Source organism: Actinacidiphila sp. DG2A-62 (assembly GCF_035825295.1).
Lineage (GTDB): Bacteria > Actinomycetota > Actinomycetes > Streptomycetales > Streptomycetaceae > Actinacidiphila.
In genome coordinates, this window is record NZ_JAYMGI010000002.1 from 466,455 (window position 1) to 485,626 (window position 19,172).

Genomic DNA, 19,172 nt, shown 5'->3' on the forward strand with positions numbered 1-19,172 from the left:
CACGGTAGGCGGGCGGGTGCGGGACGGGCCGCGGGACGCGGTGGCTCCGCGGGCCGGACCAATGTAGGACGTAGGATGTCCGACGTCCTACTGGAGCGGTAACGTATGCCTCATGTCAGCGCAGCGCAAGCCCCCCGCCCCGGTGTCGCCGCCGGAACGGCTGCGGCGGCCCACCGTGCAGGACCAGATCGTCGAGCTGGTCCTGGGCATGGACCTCGACCCGGGCGACCCGCTGCCCGCCGAGCCGGAGCTGATGCGCACGCTCGGCGTCAGCCGCAACTCGGTGCGCGAGGCGCTCAAGGGGCTGCAGGCGCTGGGCATCGTGGACGTCCGGCACGGCTACGGCACCTACGTCGGCACCGCCGCGCTGCGCTCGCTGGCGCCGGGGCTGCTCTTCCACTCCCGGCTCGCGGCGCGCCGCGACGACCCGCGGGCGCTGCTGGACATCGTGGAGGTGCGGGCACTGCTGGAGAGCGGACTGATCCGGCGCTCGGCGCTGGAGCTGTCCGACACCGATCTGGCCCAGTTGCAGGCCGAGTTGGGAGCGCTGGAGGCGGACGGCGACGCGGGGCGGGCCGGTCACGACCGGCGGTTCCACGAACTGCTCTACGAACCCCTCGGCAACGCCCTGGTGCTCCAGCTCATCGGACTGTTCTGGGACGTCTACCGGCAGTTGGAGGCCGACATGGCCAAGCCGCGCACGGACCACGCGCATGTGGTGCGCCAGCACCGGCAGGTGCTGGAGGCGCTGCGGGCGCGCGATCCGCAGGCCGCGGCGGCCTCCATCGCCGAGCACTTCGCCGACATCACGGCCCGCATCGAACAGTGGTCGGCCGGACGCCGGCCGGCCTGACCCGCCGCCGCGGGGAGCCGGGGACCCGCGGCCACGCCGTCGCCGCCGCGGGACTTCCGCTGCCGCGGGACTTCCGCTGCCGCGGGACCGCCGCCGCGGGATCGCCGCCGGGACGCGACGCACCACCGCCGCCGCGGGATCGCCGCCGGGACGCGACGCACCACCGCCGCCGCGGGATCGCCGCCGGGACGCGACGCACCGCCGCCGCGGCGGGATCGCCGCCGCGGGGTCAGTACAGGCCGGTGTCCGTGCCGAGCAGGCGGCCGTCCGCGGCGTACACCCGGACCGCGGCGATGTGCCGGCCGGAGGGGACGGCCACCGCCCAGCCGCCGTACGCGGTGCCCGGGACGGTGGCCGCGGTCGCGTGCAGGCTGCCGCCGCCGGTGAGGGCGACCACGGCGGTGGCGACGCCCGGGGCGGCCGGCGCGATCACGATGCGCGGTCCCGACAGCCCCTTGTCCTGGAAGCCGTAGAGGGCGGCGCCGCCGGCCCGCCAGACCGGGTCGGCTGTCCCACGGACCGCCTGGCAGTCGGCCCACGGGCCGCCGGCGGCGTCGACCAGGCTGCCGCCGATCCACATCCGCACGCACAGCACGGCGGGTCCCGGCGCCCCGGCCGGCGCCCGCGGGTAGAACCGCAGCGCCGCCGACCACGGCACGCCGCCCGCCTCCCCCTGGCCCAGCGGGGTGCGCACCACCCCGGCCGGGCTCGGCGAGGCGGACGTGGCGGCCGGCGCCGGTCCGGTACGGGCGGGCGGGGCGGCCGGCGCGGTCCGCGCCGGGGCGGGCGCCGGTCCCGACCCGGCCGGCCGGTACAGCGGCACGGTCAGCCCCGCGGCGGCCACCGACGCGGCGACCGCGGTCACGACCGCCAGCCGCCGGCGCGACCGCCGGGCCCGGCCGGCCGCGAGGATGCGCCCCACCGGGGCGGAGGAGGGCTGGACGCCGTCCACCGCGCGGGCGAAGGCGGCGCGCAGCAGTTCGCTGTCGCCGCGGTCCCCCCGCTGTCCTGCTGGGTCATCGGGGCTCCCCGAGTCTGCCGGCCGACGGGTGGCCGGCGAGGGCGGGATGGTCCCGCAGCTTCACCAGCGCGCGGGACGCCTGACTCTTGACCGTGCCGACCGAGCAGCCCAGCGCCCGGGCGACGTCCTCCGCGCCGAGGTCCTCCCAGTACCTGAGCACCACGACGGTGCGCATGCGCACCGGGAGGTCGGCGAGCGCCCGTAACAGCACGTCGCGCTCCTCCCCCGCGGCGGACGGGTCGGCGTCCGCCGCCGGAGAGGCGGAGTCCGGCAGCAACGGCACCAGGAACTGCGCGATCCTGCGCTTGCGGTGGGTGTTGACCAGGCAGCGGCGGACATAGCTCTCCGCCGTCTCCTGACGGATCCGCCCCCAGTGCGGGTAGACCCGCACCAGTGTCGCCTGCACCAGGTCCTCGGCCTCGTGGAAGTCGCCGGTGAGCAGGTACGCGGTGTGCGTCAGGGCACGCCAGCGGGCGGCGACGAACATGCTGAACCCGCCGTCGTCGTCCCACCGCCCCGGCACCGCGGCGCCCTCCCCGCCGTCCACGTCCGCGCGCGGCCCGCCGTCCTCCCGCCGGACCCCCTGCGTCACCGCCAGTCGGTGTCGTGGCTGATCAGGACGCCGGCCGCGTCGTACGTGTCGAGGGACTCGATGACCCGACCGTCCGGGATCGCCACCGCCCAGCCGCCGAAGACGGTGTGCGCCAGCGTGGTGACGCGGTCGCGCAGCACGGTGCCGTCGTCGAGCGTCACCTCGACGCGGGCCGCGCCGGGGTTCGGGATGCCGACGGACAGCCTGCTGCCGGACAGCCCCTTGTCCTGGCAGCCCCACAGGCCGGTGCTGCCGTTCCCGTAGGTGTCGCCGGGACCGGTCACACCCCAGCAGTCCGACCAGGGACCGCCCTGGTGGTCGACGCGTACGCCGCCGATGTACATCCGCTGGCAGACCACGCCGGTGATCGTACGGTCGGGGTCCGCGTCGTAGCCGGCCGGGACGTAGGCGTAGTACTCCAGCGACACCGACCACGCCGTGCCGTCGACCACGCCGTGGGACACGGGCAGCGTGCGGACGCGCCGGGAGGCGGGTGCGGCGGCGGGGCGGGCGGCCTCGGCGGGGCGGGCCGCGCGGGTCGCGGGTGCGGGGTGCACGGCGGGTGCGGCGGGTGCGGTGAACGCCGCGCGGACGGTGTGCGCCGGGTGCGTCGTGTGCGTCGCGGCCGAGGCGGGCGTGCTCGCGACGACTCCCCCGGCCACGGCAACGGCGAGCGCCCCGCCCATGGCGAACGTGCTGATCCTGCGGTGGGCCACGATGTCTCCCCTGTGTGCGGCGTGTGCGTGAACGTCCGACCGTAGGTACTCCCGCGAGGGCCGCGGTGGTTGCACGGTCCGCCGGGTCGATCCGCACGACCCGCGCGACCCGCGCGACCCGCGCCCGGCGGCCCCGGCCTCCGGGCCGGGCGTCTGTACCGGGACATACCACTCCTGTACCGGCGCAGGCCGGGCGCGACCGGCGTCGGGCCGCCCGCGGGCCTGGTGCGGCGCGTGCCGGGGAGGTTCCGGCCCCGCCGCGAGGAGTGGGGGTTACCCCGATGCTGGGGCCCGTCGCCGCTGCGAGATTGAGGGAGCGCCGCAGCCGGCGCGAAGCCCCGACGAACAGGACGGCCCGATGGCGGAGTTCTCCCTGTCCGGCGTGGTGCGCGCCGTCCTCGACCGCGCGGCCGCCGACGCGACGACGAACGGCCCGGCGGCGGGCGGCCCGGCGCCGGGCGGCACGGTCCGTACGGGCGGCCCGGCGGCGGACACGGTCCGCACGGGCGGCGTCGCGGACGCCGTCGTGCGCACCGGGGAGCACAGGACCTGGTCGATGCGCACCGGCGAGACGTGGTGCCACGTCGAGCCCTCGGACGCGCCACGCCGCCGGCAGGGCTGGAAACTGCACGTGTCCGCCACCCGGCTGTCGTTCCCGGAGGTGCTCCACCGCACCGCGGAGGTCCTGGTGGACGCCGGATGCGCCTTCAAGTTCGCCCGCAGCCTCGACCTCGTCCAGGAGATGACCTCGCACCGCTACGACCGCGCGCAGTGCGGCAAGGTGATCACCGTCTATCCCGCCGACGACGCTCGACTGGCCGCGCTGGCCCAGGCGTTGGACGAGGCCACGGCGGGGCTGCCCGGTCCCGCGGTGCTGTCCGACCGGCCCTGGCGTCCCGGCAGCCTGGTGCACCTGCGCTACGGCGCCTTCGACGGCACGCCGGTGCTCACCAACGAGGGCTCCTTCGAAGTGATGCTGCGCGATCCGGCGGGACGCGCGGTACGGGACGCGCGCAAGCCGTGGTTCACGCCGCCGGCCTGGCCGGCCTGCCGCTGCCGGCCCCCGGGCGCCCGCAGGCGGCAGCGGCGGACCCGAGCGACGCCGCGGGGACCGCCGGCGGCGGAGCAGCGGCCCGGGACGTTCCGCGCGGCGCCGCCGGACGGCCCGCCGTGCGGATCGCCGACCGGTACACCGTCCGCGAGGCGATCCGGCACTCCGCGCGCGGCGGCGTCTTCCGCGCGGTCGACGACCGCACCGGAGCGCGCGTGATCGTCAAGCAGGCGCGCGCCCACGTCGGCGCCGGGCTGCCCGGACAGGACGCGCGCGACGCGCTGCGGCACGAGTACGAGGCGCTCGGCGCGCTGCGGGGCGTCGCGGCCGAGCCGCTGTACTGGCACGAGAGCGGCGCCCACGCGTTCCTGGTGCAGTCCGAGGTGCCCGGTGTGCCGTTGGCGCGCTGGGTGCAGGAACAGCGGGGCGCGACCGCCGGCGGGCTGCCCACGGCGCGGCTGGTCGAGCTCGGCCGACGCCTGGCCGACCTGCTCGGGCGCGTGCACGCCCGCGGCCTGGTCTTCCAGGACTTCACGCCGAACAACATCATGATCGCGGCCGACGGCACGCTGACGCTGATCGACGCCGAGCACGCCGCGGCGCCGGGCGCGCTGACCCTCCGCGCGTTCACGCCCGGCTACGGCCCGCCCGAGCAGACGCGCGGCCGAAGGATCGGGCCCGCGTTCGGCCCCGCGGTCGACCTCTTCGCGCTGGGCTGCGTGCTGTGCTACGCGGCCACGGGCCACTCTCCCGCCTTCCTGCCCGACACCTCGCCGGCCCGCCCGGTCGACGGGCGGATGGCCCTGCTCCTCGCCACCGCGGCCGTCGACGACCCGGCGGTTCGCGCCCTGGCCCCGGCCATCGTCGGACTCACCCGCGAGACCCCCGGGGCGCGCTGGCCGCTGTCCCGGCTCCGCGCCTTCCTCGACGGGCTCGCCGAAGGGAGCACGGACGCCGAGGCCCCCGCCGACGCCCCCGCCAAGGCCCCGGACGGCGGCCGGGTCGCGGTCCGGCCCGTCGCGGACGTCCCCGCCGCGCCCGCCGCGCGGGAGGCCGAGACCTCCGGTACGGGCTCCGGGCACGGAGCCGCGCGGGGGGCCGCGGCGACCGCGAACGCCGTTGCGACAGCGGACGGCGTTGGGAACGGGCACAGCACCCCGGGCCCGGACGTCGGAGCCGGTGGCACCGACACGACCGGCGGGACCGGCCGGACCGGCGATCCCGGCAGGACCGGCGTCACGCGCGGAACAGCCGGCGCGGACGACGCCGTGCCGGAGTTCGAGGCGTACGGGCCGGCGGTCCGGGACGCGCTGGTGGCGGACGGCCTGGCGCACCTCGTCGCGACGATGGCCGACCCGGCCGGCGACCCCGAACGCCTGTGGTCCAGCGGCGCGTTCGGGCGGACCACCGATCCGTGCAATGTGCAGCACGGGGCGGCCGGGGTGCTCGCCACGCTGGTCCGCGCGGACCGCGTGCTGGACCTGCCGCGGGTGCGTGCCGCGGCCGCCGCGGCCGGGCGGTGGATCGGCGGGCGCCTCGACGACGTGCCGCGGCTGCTGCCCGGCCTCTACTTCGGGCGGGCCGGAACGGCATGGGCGCTGTACGACGCGGCGCGGCATCTGGGCGACGAGGAGCTGGCCGCGGGAGCCCTGCGGACCGCGCTCACCCTGCCGGTGCGCTGGCCCAACCCGGACGTGTGCCACGGCGCCGCCGGGGCCGGCTTCGCCCAGCTGCACCTGTGGCGGGCCACCGGCGACGAGCGCTTCCTGGCCCGGGCGCAGTCCTGCGCCGACGGTCTGGCCGAGGCGGTCGAACGGGACGGGGACCGGGTGTTCTGGCCGGTGCCCGACGACTTCGACTCGGCCATGGCGGGCATGCGGCACTTCGGGTTCGCCCACGGCGTCGCGGGCGTCGGGGCCTTCCTGCTGGCCGCCGGCACGGCGACCGGCCGCGCGGACCTCCTGGACCTCGCCGTGGCCGCCGGCGACACCCTGGCCGCGGAGGCCGAGCGCGGCCCGTGGGGCGCGCGCTGGCGCGACGGGCGGGACAGCGCCTTCGGCCAGGGCATGCTCTACCACTGGTGCAGCGGCGCCTCGGGCGTCGGCACCTTCCTGATCCGCCTGTGGCGGGCCCATGGCGACCCCCGGTTCCGGCAGCTCGCGGAGGAGGCCGGCGCGGCGGTCCGGCACGCCCGCTGGGTCTCGCCCTCCGCGACCTGTCACGGCCTGGCGGGCAACGGCCACTTCCTGCTCGACCTCGCCGACGCGGTCGGCGGGCCGTATCGGGCCTGGGCCGACGACCTCGCGGCCTGCCTGTACACCCGGCACGGCCTGGCGGACGGCCGCCGTGTGCTGCCCGACGAGTCCGGCGCCGAGGTCCGCGCCGACCATCAGACCGGGTTGAGCGGCTGTGTCGACTTCCTGCTGCGCCTCGCGCACGGCGGGCCCCGGCCCTGGCTGGCCGACGAGGACGGCCACGGGACGACCCGGTCGCGGGACGCCGCGGAGCGGCCGGCGCGCGACGGCCGCGCGGGCGGCTCGACGAGCGCGGACGGCGTGCCCGGTCCCGCGGTCGCGCCGTCCGCCGCGGGCGGCGCCGTGCCGTCAGGGGCGGCGCGGAGAGGACGGGCCACGTCGGCAGGCGCCCCGGCGTCCGCCGGAGCCGACCCGGTGCCGACCGGAGCCGGCGCGTGACGACCGCCGCCACGGACACCGAAGCCGCGGCCGGCACGACCGCCGCCGGGCCGGCCGACCTGGCCGACGCACCGGCCGACCTGGCCGGCGCACCCGACGCACCGGGCGCGCGCACGCCGGTCCTCGTCCGGATGGGCTTCCGCTTCTCCGCCGACGGCACGCGCCTCGCGTGCCTGGCAGCCGACTCCCGGCACCGCTGGCACGTGGAGTCGTGGGTCCTGACGGCGGACGGCCCGCGCCGCCTGTCCCGATGGCCGCACCCGGGCGAGGCCACGTACTCGACCGTGCTTCCGTTGGAGGGCGGCCGGGTGCTGCTGTCCCGGCACCGGCAGGGCGCCCAGGTGCTGGACCTGCTCGACGCCCGCGGCGGGGTGGCGGCGTCGGCGTCCTGGACCGAGCGGCCGCTACGGCTGCTGGTGGGGGCGGGCGGCGGCTACGCGGTGGGGTCCGACCCCGACGGCCGTACCACGGTTCACCGATTCCCCGCAGGCGGCGCCGCGCCGCGGGCCCTGGTGACCGTGCCGGGCAGGCTCAGCGGCGGAGTCCCGTACGGGCGGTGGCTGCTGTTCACCCGCGTGGACGGGGGCCACGCCGAGCCGGTCGCGGTGGACCCGGACGCCGGCACGGTCACGGCCCTGCGACTCCCCGGACTCACCGGGTCGGCGCGCCTGCTGGCCGCGGGCGGAGGATCGCTGCTGCTGGCCGCCGGGGACGGTCCGCGCCCGCGGCTCGCGCTGGCCGCCGCGGCGGGCGAGGTCCCGGTGCGGGTGCTGCCCGAAACCTCCCCGCTCGCAGCGCTGCCCGGCACCGCCCACCCCGTGGCGCTCGACCCGACCGGGCGCTTCGCCGCGCACGTGGGCGTGCGCGGCGCCCGCTCGGCGCTGGTGCTGCACGACTGGACCCGTGACCGGGTGCACGAAGCGGACCTGCCGGCCGGCGTGCTCTCGCCCGTCGCCGCCTGGGGCGCACGCGGCCTCTGGCTTCCCCTGGCCACCCCGCTGCACCCCGCCCTCCCCTGCTGGCTTTCCCCCGCCGACCTGGCACCGGAGACACCGGAGTCGCCCGAGGCGCCCGAGCCGGTCGGCCGGGGAGCGGCAACTCCGCGGGTCGGCCGGCGAGCGGCACGCGCGGGACGCGGAGGCCCCGGCGTGCCCGGCGCGCCATGGGCGCCGCGCGTGCGGGTGCCGGCCGTCAGCGGCGACGCGCGGGCGGCGCACCCCGGGCGGCTGGAGTCGCTGCCCGGCGCGCGGGGGCCGGTGGAGGCCGTGGTCCACGGACCGGCCTGGGCGCACGCCGAGCGCGTCGTGATCGCGCTGCACGGCGGGCCCAACAGCCGCTGGTCGCTGGGCTACGAGCCGCTGTTCCAGGCGCTCGCCGCGGAAGGCGTCGCCGTGGTCGCCCCCAACCAGCGCGGCAGCACCGGCTACGGCGCCGCGTACACGCTCGCCACGGTGGGCGACTGGGGCGGCCCCGACCTCGACGACGTGCTGGCCGTCGCGGCGCACCTGCGGGCCGGGCGTCCGGCCGGGGCGCCGGCGCCGGCGCTGTTCGGCATCAGTTACGGCGCCTGGCTCGCGGTGCTGGCGGCGACCGCCGAGCCCGGCGGCTGGTCCGGATGCGCCGCGGTGGCCCCCTTCCTCTCCGGCGCGCGCCTGCACGCGGACGGAGGGCCGGGCGTCCGGGACATGGTCGAGCGCCTGGGCGGCGACTCGCCGCGCTCGGCCGCCCGCGACCTGGAACGGCTCGCCCCGCGTCTGGCGACCCCGCTGCTGCTGGTCCACGGACGCCACGACGAGACCGTGCCGGTGGCGCACTCCCGACTGCTCGCGGCGGCTGCCGGCGCGCCCGGGACCGTCGGCAGCCGGTGCGCCGCCGACCCGCACGCGGCCCCCGGCAGCCGGTGCGCCGCCGACCCGCACGCGGCCCCCGGGGCCGCCGGGTCCGCGGTTCGCGCTCCGGTCCGCTTGATCGAACTGCCGGACCGCGGCCACGCCGCGCTCGGCCTGTCCCCCGACGACCCCGTGCTCGCCGAGGTCGTCGCCTTCCTGCGCGCGGCCGCCGTGCCGCCGCCCCGCGACTCCGTGCCGCCCGCCGCGTCCGCTTCATCAAAACGCGCCGGAGGGCACGGGACGGGCGGGTCGAACCCGCCCGGACCGACGTACCGCTGACGGAGGAGAAACCATGACCGAGATCGACTACGACGCGCTGGAGATGCTCCCCGCCGAGGAGGAGCACGCAGGAGCCGCCGTGGAGCTGGCCTGTGCCTCCACCTGCCTGTGGACCTGCAGCTGGACCAGCGTCTCCGGCCTCTGATCCGCGCCGGGCACGGCGCCGGACGCGTCGTGCCCGACGCATCGAGACGTACGTGCGGGATTCCCGCCGCGGCACGACCGCCGGCGGGGCCGGCCCGGGCCACCGGGCGGTCCCCGGACGTATGCGGCCGGCGCGCCCCGCGCCCGTCCGCGTTCCGCTTCCACCCCACCGAGAAAGGTGATCACCATGGCTGAGATCGACTACGACGCGCTGGAGATGCTCCCCGCCGAGGAGGAGCAGACCACTGCCGTCTACGAGCTGCCCTGCACCATGACCTGCAGCTGGACCTGCAGCTGGACCGGCTCGGCGAACTGACCCGACGCCCCCGCGGCGGCTGTCCGGCGCTCCCCGCGAGGGAGCGCGGGCGGCCGCCGCGACACACCGGGGCCGCCGACCGGTCCACGGCCCGCCGCCCGCGGACCGGGACGTGACGCCACGCGCCGTCGCGCGGCCGGGCCGGCCGCGGCGGCGCGGGGGCCACGCCGCGGCCCGCACGTCGGCTTCCGCCCCGACGCCCGTACTCAGGAGGCGATCGCGCATGCAGAGCTCCCCCGGCAGCCGGCTGCTGCGCTCGGCGGCACGCCGGGTGCGCGGTCGGCTCGTCCTGCTGGTGGTCCTCATGGCGGTCCAGGCGGTGGCCGGGCTCACCGTGCCGTCGCTGCTCGCGGCCGCCGTGGACGCGGCTCTGCGCGGCTCCGGCGCAGGACGGGACGCCGTGGTGCTGGCCGCGGCGCTGCTCCTGGCGGGGGTGTGCGAGGTCGCGGCGGCACTGCTGGCGGCGACGTGCACCGCCAGGACCGCGGCCTGGCTGCGGACCCGGCTGGTGGACCGGCTGCTGGCGGCCGGCCCGCGCTCGCGGGTCCCGCACGGCGAGGCGGTCACCCAACTCGCGCAGGCCGCCACGCAGGCCGCCGAACTTCCCACCGCCGCCTCGCAGTGGGGCGTCTCCACCCTCGCCTCGGCGGCGGCCGCCGCCATGCTGTGGGTGATCGACTGGCGGGTCGGCCTGGCGTTCACCGCGGGCGTACCGGTGGCGGTGGCGCTGGCCCGGCGGTTCGTCGCCGGGTCGTCCCAGGCGCAGCAGGACTACTTGGCGGCGCAGGCGCGGGTCGCCACCCGGCTGCTGGCCGCGATGGGGGGCGCCCGCACCATCCGCGCCTCCGGAACGCTCGCCGCCGAGACCCGGCGCGTCCTGGAGCCACTGGCCGAGGTGTCGGCGGCCGGGCACAAGCTGTGGCGACTGCAGCGGCGCGTGGTGTGGCGCTTCGGGCTGCTGCTGCCCGCGGTCGAGGTGGCGGTGCTGGGCGTGGCGGGCGCGGGCGTCGCGGCGCACCGGATCCCGCCCGGCGGCCTGTTGTCGACGGCGGGCTACCTGGCGGTGGCCGCCCAGGCGGTGCAGCAGATCGACACGCTGTTCTCGTTCGCGCAGGCGCGGGCCGGCGCCGCCCGGCTGGCCCGGACGCTGGACGTGCCGGTACCGGTCGGCGGGCAGGCGCCGGCCGCCGCGCCGGGCCGGGGCGAGGTGCGGCTGCGCGGGGTCGTGGTGCGGCAGGAGGGCCGGGCGGTCCTCGACGGCGTCGACCTGGTCCTGCCGGCCGGCACGTCGGTGGCGCTGGTCGGCCGCAGCGGCAGCGGCAAGAGCCTGCTGGCCTCGCTGGTCGGCCGGTTGGCCGACCCGGACGAGGGCGAGGTGCTGCTGGACGGCGTCCCGGTCGCCGCGCTGCCCCTGGCGGAGCTGCGGGCCCGGGTGGCGTACGCGTTCGAGCGGCCGGTCCTGCTCGGGGCGACGGTCGGCCAGGCGGTCGGCTACGGGCTGCCCGACACCCCCGGCACCCACGCGGCGGTGCGCCGGGCCGCCCGCGCCGCGCACGCCGACGACTTCGTGCTGCGCCTGCCGCACGGCTACGACACCCCGCTGGAGCAGGCGCCGATGTCCGGTGGGGAACGGCAGCGGCTGGGGCTCGCGAGAGCGCTGGCGCGGCCGGCGCTCGTGCACGTCCTGGACGACGCGACGTCGGGGCTCGACACGCTCACCGAGGCCGACGTGGTGCGTTCCCTCACCCGCGTGCTCGACGGGCGGACCCGGTTGGTCGTCGCCCACCGGGCGGGCACCGCCGCCCGCTGCGACGCGGTGGCGTGGCTCGACGCGGGGCGGGTCCGGGCGTTCGGCCCGCACGCCGCACTGTGGCGCGCGGACCCGGAGTACCGGGCCGTGTTCTCCCCCGGCCCGGCCGACCCCGATGAGGATTCCGCTCCGTCCGGGGGTCCACGGCCGACCGCGGTGAGCGCCGCCGCGCCCGCGCAGGGCCCCTCGCTCCTGACGTCGGCCGCGGCGGCCCCGTCGGCCGTCCCGTCCACGGCTCCGTCCGGGCCGGACACCGGGCCGGGCGCCGCGACGGCGGGCGCGGACGCGGCGGGGCCGCCGCGGCCGAACTCCCCCGCGGCCGGGAGCGGGACCGGACGCCTGCCCGCCGCGGTCCGGGCCGCGGCGCCGGCGACCGTACGGCACGAGGACGGGAGACGGCACGAGGACGGGAGACGGCGGGAGGCCGCGGTGCGGCGGGACGAGCCGGGCGGTCCGCGACCGCGCCTCGCGGACTCCCCGCTTCCGGCCGCGGCGCCGGACCGCGACGGCGACAGCCGCGCGGCACGCGGACGTACGCAGGCGGGAGGCCACGGTGCGCGGTGAGGAGCGTGGGGGGTTGCGGCTGCTCGCCGCCGGGGTGCGGGGACACCGGCGCGCCGCGTGGCGGATCGCGGGCTGGTCCGTGCTGGAGGCGGGACCCGCGGCGGCCTGCGGGTGGGTGACGGCCGCCGCCCTCGACCGCGGCTTCCTGCGCGGCAGCACCGGTACGGGGCTGGTCTGGCTCGCGCTGCTGGGCGCGTTGTACGTGGTGCGGGCGGTGGCCTCACGCGGGGTGTTCGCCGACCTGGCCGAGGTGGTGGAGGACCTGCGGGACCTGCTGGTGCGGCGGGTGGTGGCCGGCGCGCTGGGCCGGGCCGTGGCCGGCGGTCCGGCTGTCGGGGCGGCCGAGGTGTCCCGGCTCGGCGCGCAGGCCGACGCCGCGCGCGGGACGGTGGCGGCGCTGCTGCGCACCGCCCGCCCCCTCGCGGTGACTCTCGTGGCGACCGTGCTGGGCCTCGCCGCGCTGAGCCCGGAGCTGTCCGCCCTGGTGCTGGCCCCGCTCGCGGTCTCGACGGTGGCGTTCGCCGTCTCGATGAGGGCCCTGACCGCGCGGCGTCGGACGCAGGTGCTGGCGGAGGAGGAGGTGGCCGCCCGCGGGGGACGGCTGCTGGGCGGGCTGCGGGACGTGGCGGCGCTCGGCGCCGAGCCCGTCGCCGCGGCGGAGGCGACGCGGGCGATCGAGGCGTCGGCCGCCGCGGGGCTCGCGGTGGCGCGGGCCGCGGCCTGGCGGGTGCCGCTGGTGCTGGTCGGCGGCTACGTCCCGCTGCTCCTGCTGCTGGCGGTCGGTCCTGGCCTGGTCCGCGGCGGCACGGTCACCGCGGGCGCGCTCGTCGGCGCGGCGACGTACGTGACGGCGAACCTGGTGCCCGCGCTGCGCATGATGACGGGCACGGTGGCCGGGCTGTGGACGCAACTGCGGATCGTACTCGACCGGTTGGCGCTGGCCGGGGCGCCGCCGGACGTGCGGGAGTCCGACACCGTGCGGGAACCCAGCGCCGTGCGGGAGTCCGGGGCCGTGCGGGAGTCCGGGGGTTCGCGTGAGCCCGCGGCCGTTCCGGGGCGCGCGCGGACGGACGAGGCGGTACGGGGGTCCGGGTCCGTAGGGCGGACGGCAGCCGGGCGGGACGCGGCGGCGGACCCGACGGCGGGTCCGCGGGTGCGCCGCCCGGAACGGCTTGATCTGGAGGTCCGCGGACTGACCTTCGCCTACGGGCCACGGGCGGCGCCGGTCCTGGACCGGCTCGACCTCACCGTGCCGTACGGGGACCACGTGGCCGTGGTCGGCGCCAGCGGTATCGGCAAGTCGACCCTCGCGGGCCTGCTCGCGGGCATCGAGACGCCCGGCGCGGGCACGGTGCTGCTCGGCGGCACGCCCGTGGGCGAGGTGGCAGAAGCCGAACGGTGCCGACTGCTCGTCCTCGTGCCGCAGGACCCCTACGTCTTTCCGGGCACGCTGCGCGACAACGTGCGCTACCTCGCGCCCTCGGCCTCGGACGCGGCGCTGGACCGCGCGTCGGAGGCGGTCGGGCTCGGTCCGGTGCTCGGTCGGCTCGGCGGGTGGGACGCCGTGCTGGTCCGCCCGGAGGCGGAGTTGTCCGCCGGTGAGCGTCAACTCGTCGTATTGGCGAGGGCGTTCGTCTCCACTGCGCGGGTCGTGGTGCTGGACGAGGCGACCTGTCACCTCGATCTGGCCGCGGAGGCGCGGGTGGAGCGGGCGTTCGCCGAGCGTCCGGGATCGCTAATCGTGGTGGCGCACCGGCTGTCGTCCGCGGTGCGCGCGCGCCGGGTGCTGCTGCTCGACGGCGACCGCGTCGCGCTCGCGCCGCACGCGCGGCTGCTCGCCACGAGTCCTTCCTACGCGCGGCTGTTCGGCGTCTGGGCGGCCGACGCGCCCCGAGCCGGCGCGGGGCGCTGAGCGGCCCGGCCGGACCGGGCCGCGCGGGCGGGGGCAGAAGAGGGGCGGTCAGGAGAGGACGGCGGGGGCGGCGCCGGAGGCCATCGCGCCGGCCAGCGCCGTGCGCGAACGCACGCCGGCCTTGCGGAAGATGTGGGTGAGGTGCGCCTCGACGGTCCTGGCGGAGATGAACAGCAGTCCGGCGATGTCCGCGTTGGTCAGGCCCCGGCACACCAGCCCGGCGATCTCCTGCTCGCGCGGGGACAGCGTGCGGTCGTCCGCGCCCGTACGCGGCGCCCGCGAACCCAGGACGCGTTGCAGGTCGGCAGCGGAGCGCTGGAGGTACCCGCCCGTGGCGCACCGGTCGGCGTCCGCTTTGAGGACGCCGACGGCGGTCTGCGCCTCGCGCAGCCGTCCGCAGGCGAGCAGCAGGCGCGCCAGCAGCAGCCGCAGCCAGCAGGCGGTCGCCGTCAGGCCCGCGGCGCGGAACGCCTCGGCCGCGCGCCGCAGCAGGTCGACGGCGGTCTCCGGGTCGGACGCGCCCAGGGCGGCGCCGAGCAGCACTTCGTCCCTGGCCGGGGGCGGTGACGGCATCCCGACGGCGAGGGCCGTCGCCGCCCGCACGGCCGCCAGGACCGAGCCGTGCGCCTCGGCCGGCCCGTCCGCGCACCGGGCTGCGGCTGTCCCGGCGGTCCCGTCGGCGCCCTCGGTCAGGGCGACCGCGGCGGCCAGCGAGGCCGCCACCGCGCCGAGGGGGGTACCGGGCCCGGCGTCCCGCAGCAGGCGCTCGACCGGCGCGGCCGCGGCGGCGCCGCCGTCCCTCAGCAGCAGCGCCCAGGCGTGCACAGCGCGGGCCGCCCCGGTCAGCGGGCCGCCCGCGGCCTCGCAGACCAATGCCCGCCGCACCGCGTCGTCCAGCCGGCCCGAGCGCACGGCGGCGCACGCCGCTCCCAGCGCCGCGGCCGGCAGCTCCGCGTCCTGCGCGGTGGCGGTGGCCAGCCCGGCCGCGCGCCCGAACAATCTGCCGGCCGCGGCATCGTCGCCGGCGGCCAGGCAGGCCCAGCCGGCACGGGTCACCGCGTCGACGTGGTCGGCCAGCTCGGCGTCGGTGACGGCGTCGGCCGCCGCGGCGGCTGCCCTGGCCGCCCGGTCCCGGCCGACCGCGTCACCGGCCGCGGCCCGCGCGAGCGCGAGCGTGCCGTGCGCCGCGAGGAGCACGGCGCCGCCCGGCCGGCCCGCCAGCACCCCGCCGGCCACCCGTTCCGCCACGTCCCACGCTCCCGCGGCCAGTTCGAGCGCCGCCTCCTCCACCCGGAGCAGGGCCGTCCGGGCCGCGCGGGTGCGCGGCCCGGACGCGTCCCCGGTCTCCGCCCCCGTCTCCGCCGGCGTGAAGTCCCCGGCCACCGCGGCGACCGCCGCCCCGGACGCCCACGCGCCGTACGTCGCCCCGCCGCTCGCGGAGACGGGCACGGGCACGGGCACCCTCGCGGACACGGGCACGGACACCAGGTCGTCACCGTCCCCCGCCACACCGCCCGACCGCACAGCCCCCACCCACGCCCCCGGCCCCCCGGTGTCCCCACCCACCGCACCGACAGCACCGACCCCCGCCACCGACGCGCGACCAGCCACATCCCACCCGGACATCGCACCGTCCCCCACCCACGGCCCCCCGGCCTCTCCCACCACCGCACGGGCCACACCGACCCCCGCCACGGACGCGGGACCCGTCGCACCGTTCGCAGGCGGCGCGCCGTTCGCGGGAGGGGTCTTCGACCGCGGGGAGGTGTCCCCGGGGACAGCGGTGGCCCGGTGGTCGGCGGCCGGCGCGGCGGGGGTGGGGCCCGTCGCGCGGGCCGCTGCCGTGAGGAGGGCCGCGGCGGCGTGCGGGGCGCCGCTGCGGCGGAGGTGGGCGGCGAGCAGGACGACGGTCGCGGCGGGCAGTTCGGGGCCGGCCTCCGCGACCAGATCGTGCACGGCGGAGGTGTCGGCCGCGCGGGCGCGGGCCCGCAGCAGGGCGGCCGTCGCGCGGCGGCGCAGAGCCGCGGCTGCGCCGGAGGGCGGCAGCAGACGGCGGGCGGCGTCGCACCAGGCGGCCGCGAGCACGGGGGCGGCGGCGAGCACGGCGTCGGCCGCCGCGAGCAGCGTTCCGGCCGCCGCGGTGTCGCCGGGCCGGGCCGTCCTGGCCAGGTGCGGGGCGCGCTCGACCGGATCGGCGGCGGCGAGCGCGGGCGCGACGGCGGCCCGGCGGTGCAGGAGCATCAGGGTGCCGGGCGGGGTCGCGGTCCGCGCCATCAGCCGCAGGGCTGGATGGCGGAACCGCAGGTGGCCGGCGCGGACGGGGTCGGCACGCAGCACGTCCGCGGCGGTCAGGGCGGCCAACGGCCGCAGCACCGCGTCGGGTTCGAGGCCGGCGACCTGGGCGAGCAGGTCCGGCGAGAACGGCGGCGTCAGCACGGCCGCCGCATACGCCAGCGCGGCCGGTTCGGGGTCCAGCCCGGCCAGGTCGCGGGAGAGCGCGCAGCGGACGTCGGCGGGCAGTGCGGTGAGGTCGGGCGCGATGTGGTCGAGCGCGCGCAGGTCGGCGTCGGGCAGCCCGGCGAGGGCCCGCAGGTACAGCGGGTTGCCCTCGGCCGCGCGGTGCAGCAGGGCGCGGCTGCCCGTCGCGCCCCGGCCCGGCGCCGCGCCCGCCGCGCCAACCACGCCCGCCATGCCCACATCACCCGCCGCGCCCACAACGCCCGCCATGCCCCCCGCGCCCACAACGCCCCCCGCGCCCACCGCGCCCACCGCGTCCAGCGGCAGTGGCGCGGGCGCCACCTGGGTGGTGCGCCAGCCGGCTCCGACCGTCGCGGGCCGGGCGAGCAGCCGGGCGTCGGCCTGTCGCGGGCGCACGGTGTAGGCCACCAGCAGGGGTCCGGGGGCCGCGGCGGCCAGCAGAGCGTCCAGCGCCCGGGCGCCGTCGCCGCCCGGCAGGCCCCGGGCGGTGTCCCCGCTCCCCTCCGCGGGAAGCGCCGCGCGGGCGGCGCCGACGGCGGGCAGCCGCCCGTGCGCCGGGTCGGCCGGTCCACCGGCTCGGCCCCGCGCCGGCCGCGCGCCCGCTCCGGCCGCCCCGACCGTGGGGGCCGTGAGCCCCCGGAGCGTGTCCGGCAGACCGAACGGGGAGTCCGCCGCGCGCGCATGAGGGTCCGTCGCCCGCGCGTCGTCCCGCTCCCGCACGGCCACGCGTGCGAGGACGTCGTCCTGCGCCTCCAGCCAGTGCGCGTCGTCCAGGCACAGGGCCGCCGGGCGGCCCTCGGCAGCGGCGGCCGCGGCCAGGCGGACCGCCGCCGCGAGGTCCACGCCGGGTCCGGGCGGCGAGGACGGCTCGCCGGCCGGCGGCGGGGCGGGCGGCGACCATAGGGCCAGGAGCGGCCCGGGTGGGCCGAGCGGTCCGGTCGGCCCCCGACGCGCCGGGACGGCCCGGCCGGTGAGGACGAGGGCGCCCGCCGAGGCGCACCGGGCCGCCAGCGCCTCCAGCAACGCGCTCTTGCCGATACCGGGGTCACCGGAGATCTCGACGAGCTGGGCGCGACCGGCGGACCAGCCGCGTACCGCCGCGTCCAGCAGGGCGTGTTCGGGGCCGCGGCCGGGCAGCGGGGAGGCGGGATCGACGGGACAGTCGGAGGTCACGAGCGGGGATCTCTCCTTCGAGGGGCGCCCCGCGGCGGGGCCGAGACGACGAGGGCGGGGCGGCGACGGGCGGGACGGCGTCGAGGGCCGTGCCGCGCGGTCGACGGACGGGCCGGCGCCGGGCCGGCGACCGCCGCCAGCCGCCGGCCGTGCGCGGCAGCCGGATCACCGAGGCCCGGACTGGCGCAGCAGCCGCTCCAGGCTGCCGACCAGTTCGAGCGCCGCGGTGCGCCCGTCCGTGCTGAGCGCGGCGAACGCGGCCAGCGGGTCGTGCGCCGGCGGGGTCGGGGCGGCGATGCGGCGCTCGACGACCACCCGCAGGGCGGCGGCGGCCTGGCGGGCGAAGAGGGCCAGCAGGTCGAGTTCGCCGAGGCTGGAGCGGGACTGCGGCGCGGGGTCGAGCACCTCGACGACGCCCAGGACCCGGTCGGCGCTGAGCAGCGGGGCCGCCATGATCGCGTCGGGCACGTAGTCGGTGGACTCGGCGAGGTCGCGGGCGAAGGTGCTGCTGCTGGCGAGGTCGTCGACGACCATCGGCTCGCCCGAGGTGACGACCCAGCCGGCGATGCCGCTGCCGGCCGGGAAACGGCGGCCGACGAGATGGCCCTCGCCGCGGCCGGAGACGGCCTGGAAGACGAGTTCGTGGGCGGCCTCGTCGTAGAGGAACACCGAACTGGCCTGCGCGCCGAAGATGGCCCGGGCGACGTCCACCACGGACTGGAGCAGCTCGTCGGACAGGGGGTCGGCGTCGGCGGCAGGCGTGCGGCCACCGGTTCCCGTGCTGATCTCGGTCATGACACACCCCTGGTAGCGGTGGTTACGTTGGCGGCCGACAGGTAGAGGCTGTTCTTGAGCTGGAAGGGCGTCATCCGCGGGTGGCGGGACAGGATGCGCGCGCACATGCCGGCGATGTACGGGGTGGCGAAGCTGTTCCCGGTGGTGCGGATGGTGCGGCCGCCGAGCCAGGCGACCGTGACGTTCTGTCCCGGCGCGAAGAACTCGACGGGCGGATCGGGGTTGTAGAGGTAGAGGTCGGCGTCCTCCTCCTGGTGGGTGCCGACCGAGATGACCGAGGCGAACCGCCAGGGGAAGCTCTCCACGGGGGTGTTGTGGGCCGAGGCGACGATCGTCGAGCGGCGGAAGTACGCCTCGTCGGCGAGCGCGTGCAGTTCCTCGGCGAACTTCACGCGGGTGGTCGACAGGCTGAGGTTGATCACGTCGAAGCCCTGCTCGACCGCCCAGCGCAGCCCGGCCAGCAGGATGTCGCCGGTGCCGGAGAAGCGCTCGCCGAGCACCCGCACGCTGTACACCTCGCAGCCGGGGGCGGTGCGGCGGATGATGCCGGCGCAGGCGGTGCCGTGCCCGCAGGAGTCGCCGGTGGTGGTGGGCTCCACGGTGATGGCGCCGACGTCGTCCTTCATCACGACGTACGAGCCCTGCACCTCGCCGACCAGCGGGTGGTCGCGTTCCACCCCCGAGTCGACGATGCAGACGCGTACCCCCGCGCCGTCCGCGCCGTCCCACGACCACACCGGGGCGAGCCGCTCGCCCTCGGCGGGCACCGGCACGTCCTCGGGGTGCCGGTCGCGCAGGCTCCAGGTCAGCGGCCGCCGGGCGGCGGCCGCCGGGCGCGGCGCGGGCAGCGGCCGGGCGGGCGTCGGGGCCGCGGGAGCGGCCGGCG

General features: G+C 78.9%; 14 protein-coding genes. 8 read left to right on the plus strand and 6 right to left on the minus strand.

The window, feature by feature from the left end; genetic code table 11:
• Window positions 1-112: 112 nt before the first annotated feature.
• On the plus strand, window positions 113-853 hold the full coding sequence (locus VSR01_RS02510) for a FadR/GntR family transcriptional regulator (RefSeq protein WP_326447650.1): 741 nt from the start codon (window positions 113-115) through the stop codon (window positions 851-853).
• A 229-nt stretch (window positions 854-1,082) separates the two neighbouring features.
• Here VSR01_RS02510 and VSR01_RS02515 read toward each other — a convergent pair whose 3' ends face one another.
• The 3 genes from VSR01_RS02515 to VSR01_RS02525 all read right to left on the minus strand — a co-directional run bounded on the left by VSR01_RS02515 (window position 1,083) and on the right by VSR01_RS02525 (window position 3,182).
• Window positions 1,083-1,805, minus strand: a complete 723-nt coding sequence (locus VSR01_RS02515; protein ID WP_326447651.1) for a hypothetical protein — start codon at window positions 1,803-1,805, stop codon at window positions 1,083-1,085.
• Window positions 1,806-1,869: 64 nt separating this feature from the next.
• On the minus strand, window positions 1,870-2,466 hold the full coding sequence (locus VSR01_RS02520; RefSeq protein ID WP_326447652.1) for a SigE family RNA polymerase sigma factor: 597 nt from the start codon (window positions 2,464-2,466) through the stop codon (window positions 1,870-1,872).
• Window positions 2,463-3,182 (minus strand): hypothetical protein, encoded by a 720-nt coding sequence (locus VSR01_RS02525; protein WP_326447653.1) that lies wholly within the window; start codon window positions 3,180-3,182, stop codon window positions 2,463-2,465. The genes VSR01_RS02520 and VSR01_RS02525 overlap by 4 nt, the downstream gene beginning before the upstream one ends.
• A 358-nt stretch (window positions 3,183-3,540) precedes the next feature.
• Between VSR01_RS02525 and VSR01_RS02530 the strand changes: the two genes are divergently transcribed.
• From VSR01_RS02530 to VSR01_RS02560, 7 genes are all read left to right on the plus strand, one after another.
• Window positions 3,541-4,452, plus strand: coding sequence for a class III lanthionine synthetase LanKC N-terminal domain-containing protein (locus VSR01_RS02530; RefSeq protein WP_326447654.1), 912 nt, complete (start codon window positions 3,541-3,543; stop codon window positions 4,450-4,452).
• Window positions 4,353-6,926 (plus strand): lanthionine synthetase LanC family protein, encoded by a 2,574-nt coding sequence (locus VSR01_RS02535; RefSeq protein WP_326447655.1) that lies wholly within the window; start codon window positions 4,353-4,355, stop codon window positions 6,924-6,926. The genes VSR01_RS02530 and VSR01_RS02535 overlap by 100 nt, the downstream gene beginning before the upstream one ends.
• On the plus strand, window positions 6,923-9,094 hold the full coding sequence (locus VSR01_RS02540) for a S9 family peptidase (protein ID WP_326447656.1): 2,172 nt from the start codon (window positions 6,923-6,925) through the stop codon (window positions 9,092-9,094). The genes VSR01_RS02535 and VSR01_RS02540 overlap by 4 nt, the downstream gene beginning before the upstream one ends.
• A 13-nt stretch (window positions 9,095-9,107) precedes the next feature.
• Window positions 9,108-9,239, plus strand: coding sequence for an ALQxL family class IV lanthipeptide (locus tag VSR01_RS02545; protein WP_326447657.1), 132 nt, complete (start codon window positions 9,108-9,110; stop codon window positions 9,237-9,239).
• A gap of 186 nt (window positions 9,240-9,425) precedes the next feature.
• Complete coding sequence (locus tag VSR01_RS02550; RefSeq protein WP_326447658.1) at window positions 9,426-9,554, plus strand: ALQxL family class IV lanthipeptide; 129 nt, start codon at window positions 9,426-9,428, stop codon at window positions 9,552-9,554.
• 223 nt (window positions 9,555-9,777) lie between these two features.
• A complete protein-coding gene (locus VSR01_RS02555; RefSeq protein WP_326447659.1) occupies window positions 9,778-11,928 on the plus strand; it encodes an ATP-binding cassette domain-containing protein in 2,151 nt (716 codons plus the stop codon).
• Window positions 11,929-11,941: 13 nt separating this feature from the next.
• A complete protein-coding gene (locus tag VSR01_RS02560) occupies window positions 11,942-13,840 on the plus strand; it encodes an ABC transporter ATP-binding protein (RefSeq protein WP_326447660.1) in 1,899 nt (632 codons plus the stop codon).
• Between the two features lie 48 nt (window positions 13,841-13,888).
• On the opposite strand, the gene VSR01_RS02565 is transcribed toward VSR01_RS02560, so the two are convergent.
• The 3 genes from VSR01_RS02565 to VSR01_RS02575 form a co-directional block, all read right to left on the minus strand.
• Complete coding sequence (locus tag VSR01_RS02565) at window positions 13,889-17,491, minus strand: helix-turn-helix transcriptional regulator (RefSeq protein WP_326447661.1); 3,603 nt, start codon at window positions 17,489-17,491, stop codon at window positions 13,889-13,891.
• Window positions 17,492-17,656: 165 nt separating this feature from the next.
• Window positions 17,657-18,286 (minus strand): GAF domain-containing protein, encoded by a 630-nt coding sequence (locus VSR01_RS02570; protein WP_326453460.1) that lies wholly within the window; start codon window positions 18,284-18,286, stop codon window positions 17,657-17,659.
• Entirely contained in the window at window positions 18,283-19,134 is an 852-nt protein-coding gene (locus VSR01_RS02575; protein WP_326453461.1) for a S8 family peptidase, read from the minus strand. Before VSR01_RS02575 ends, VSR01_RS02570 begins: the two co-directional genes overlap by 4 nt.
• Between the last annotated feature and the right edge of the window lie 38 nt (window positions 19,135-19,172).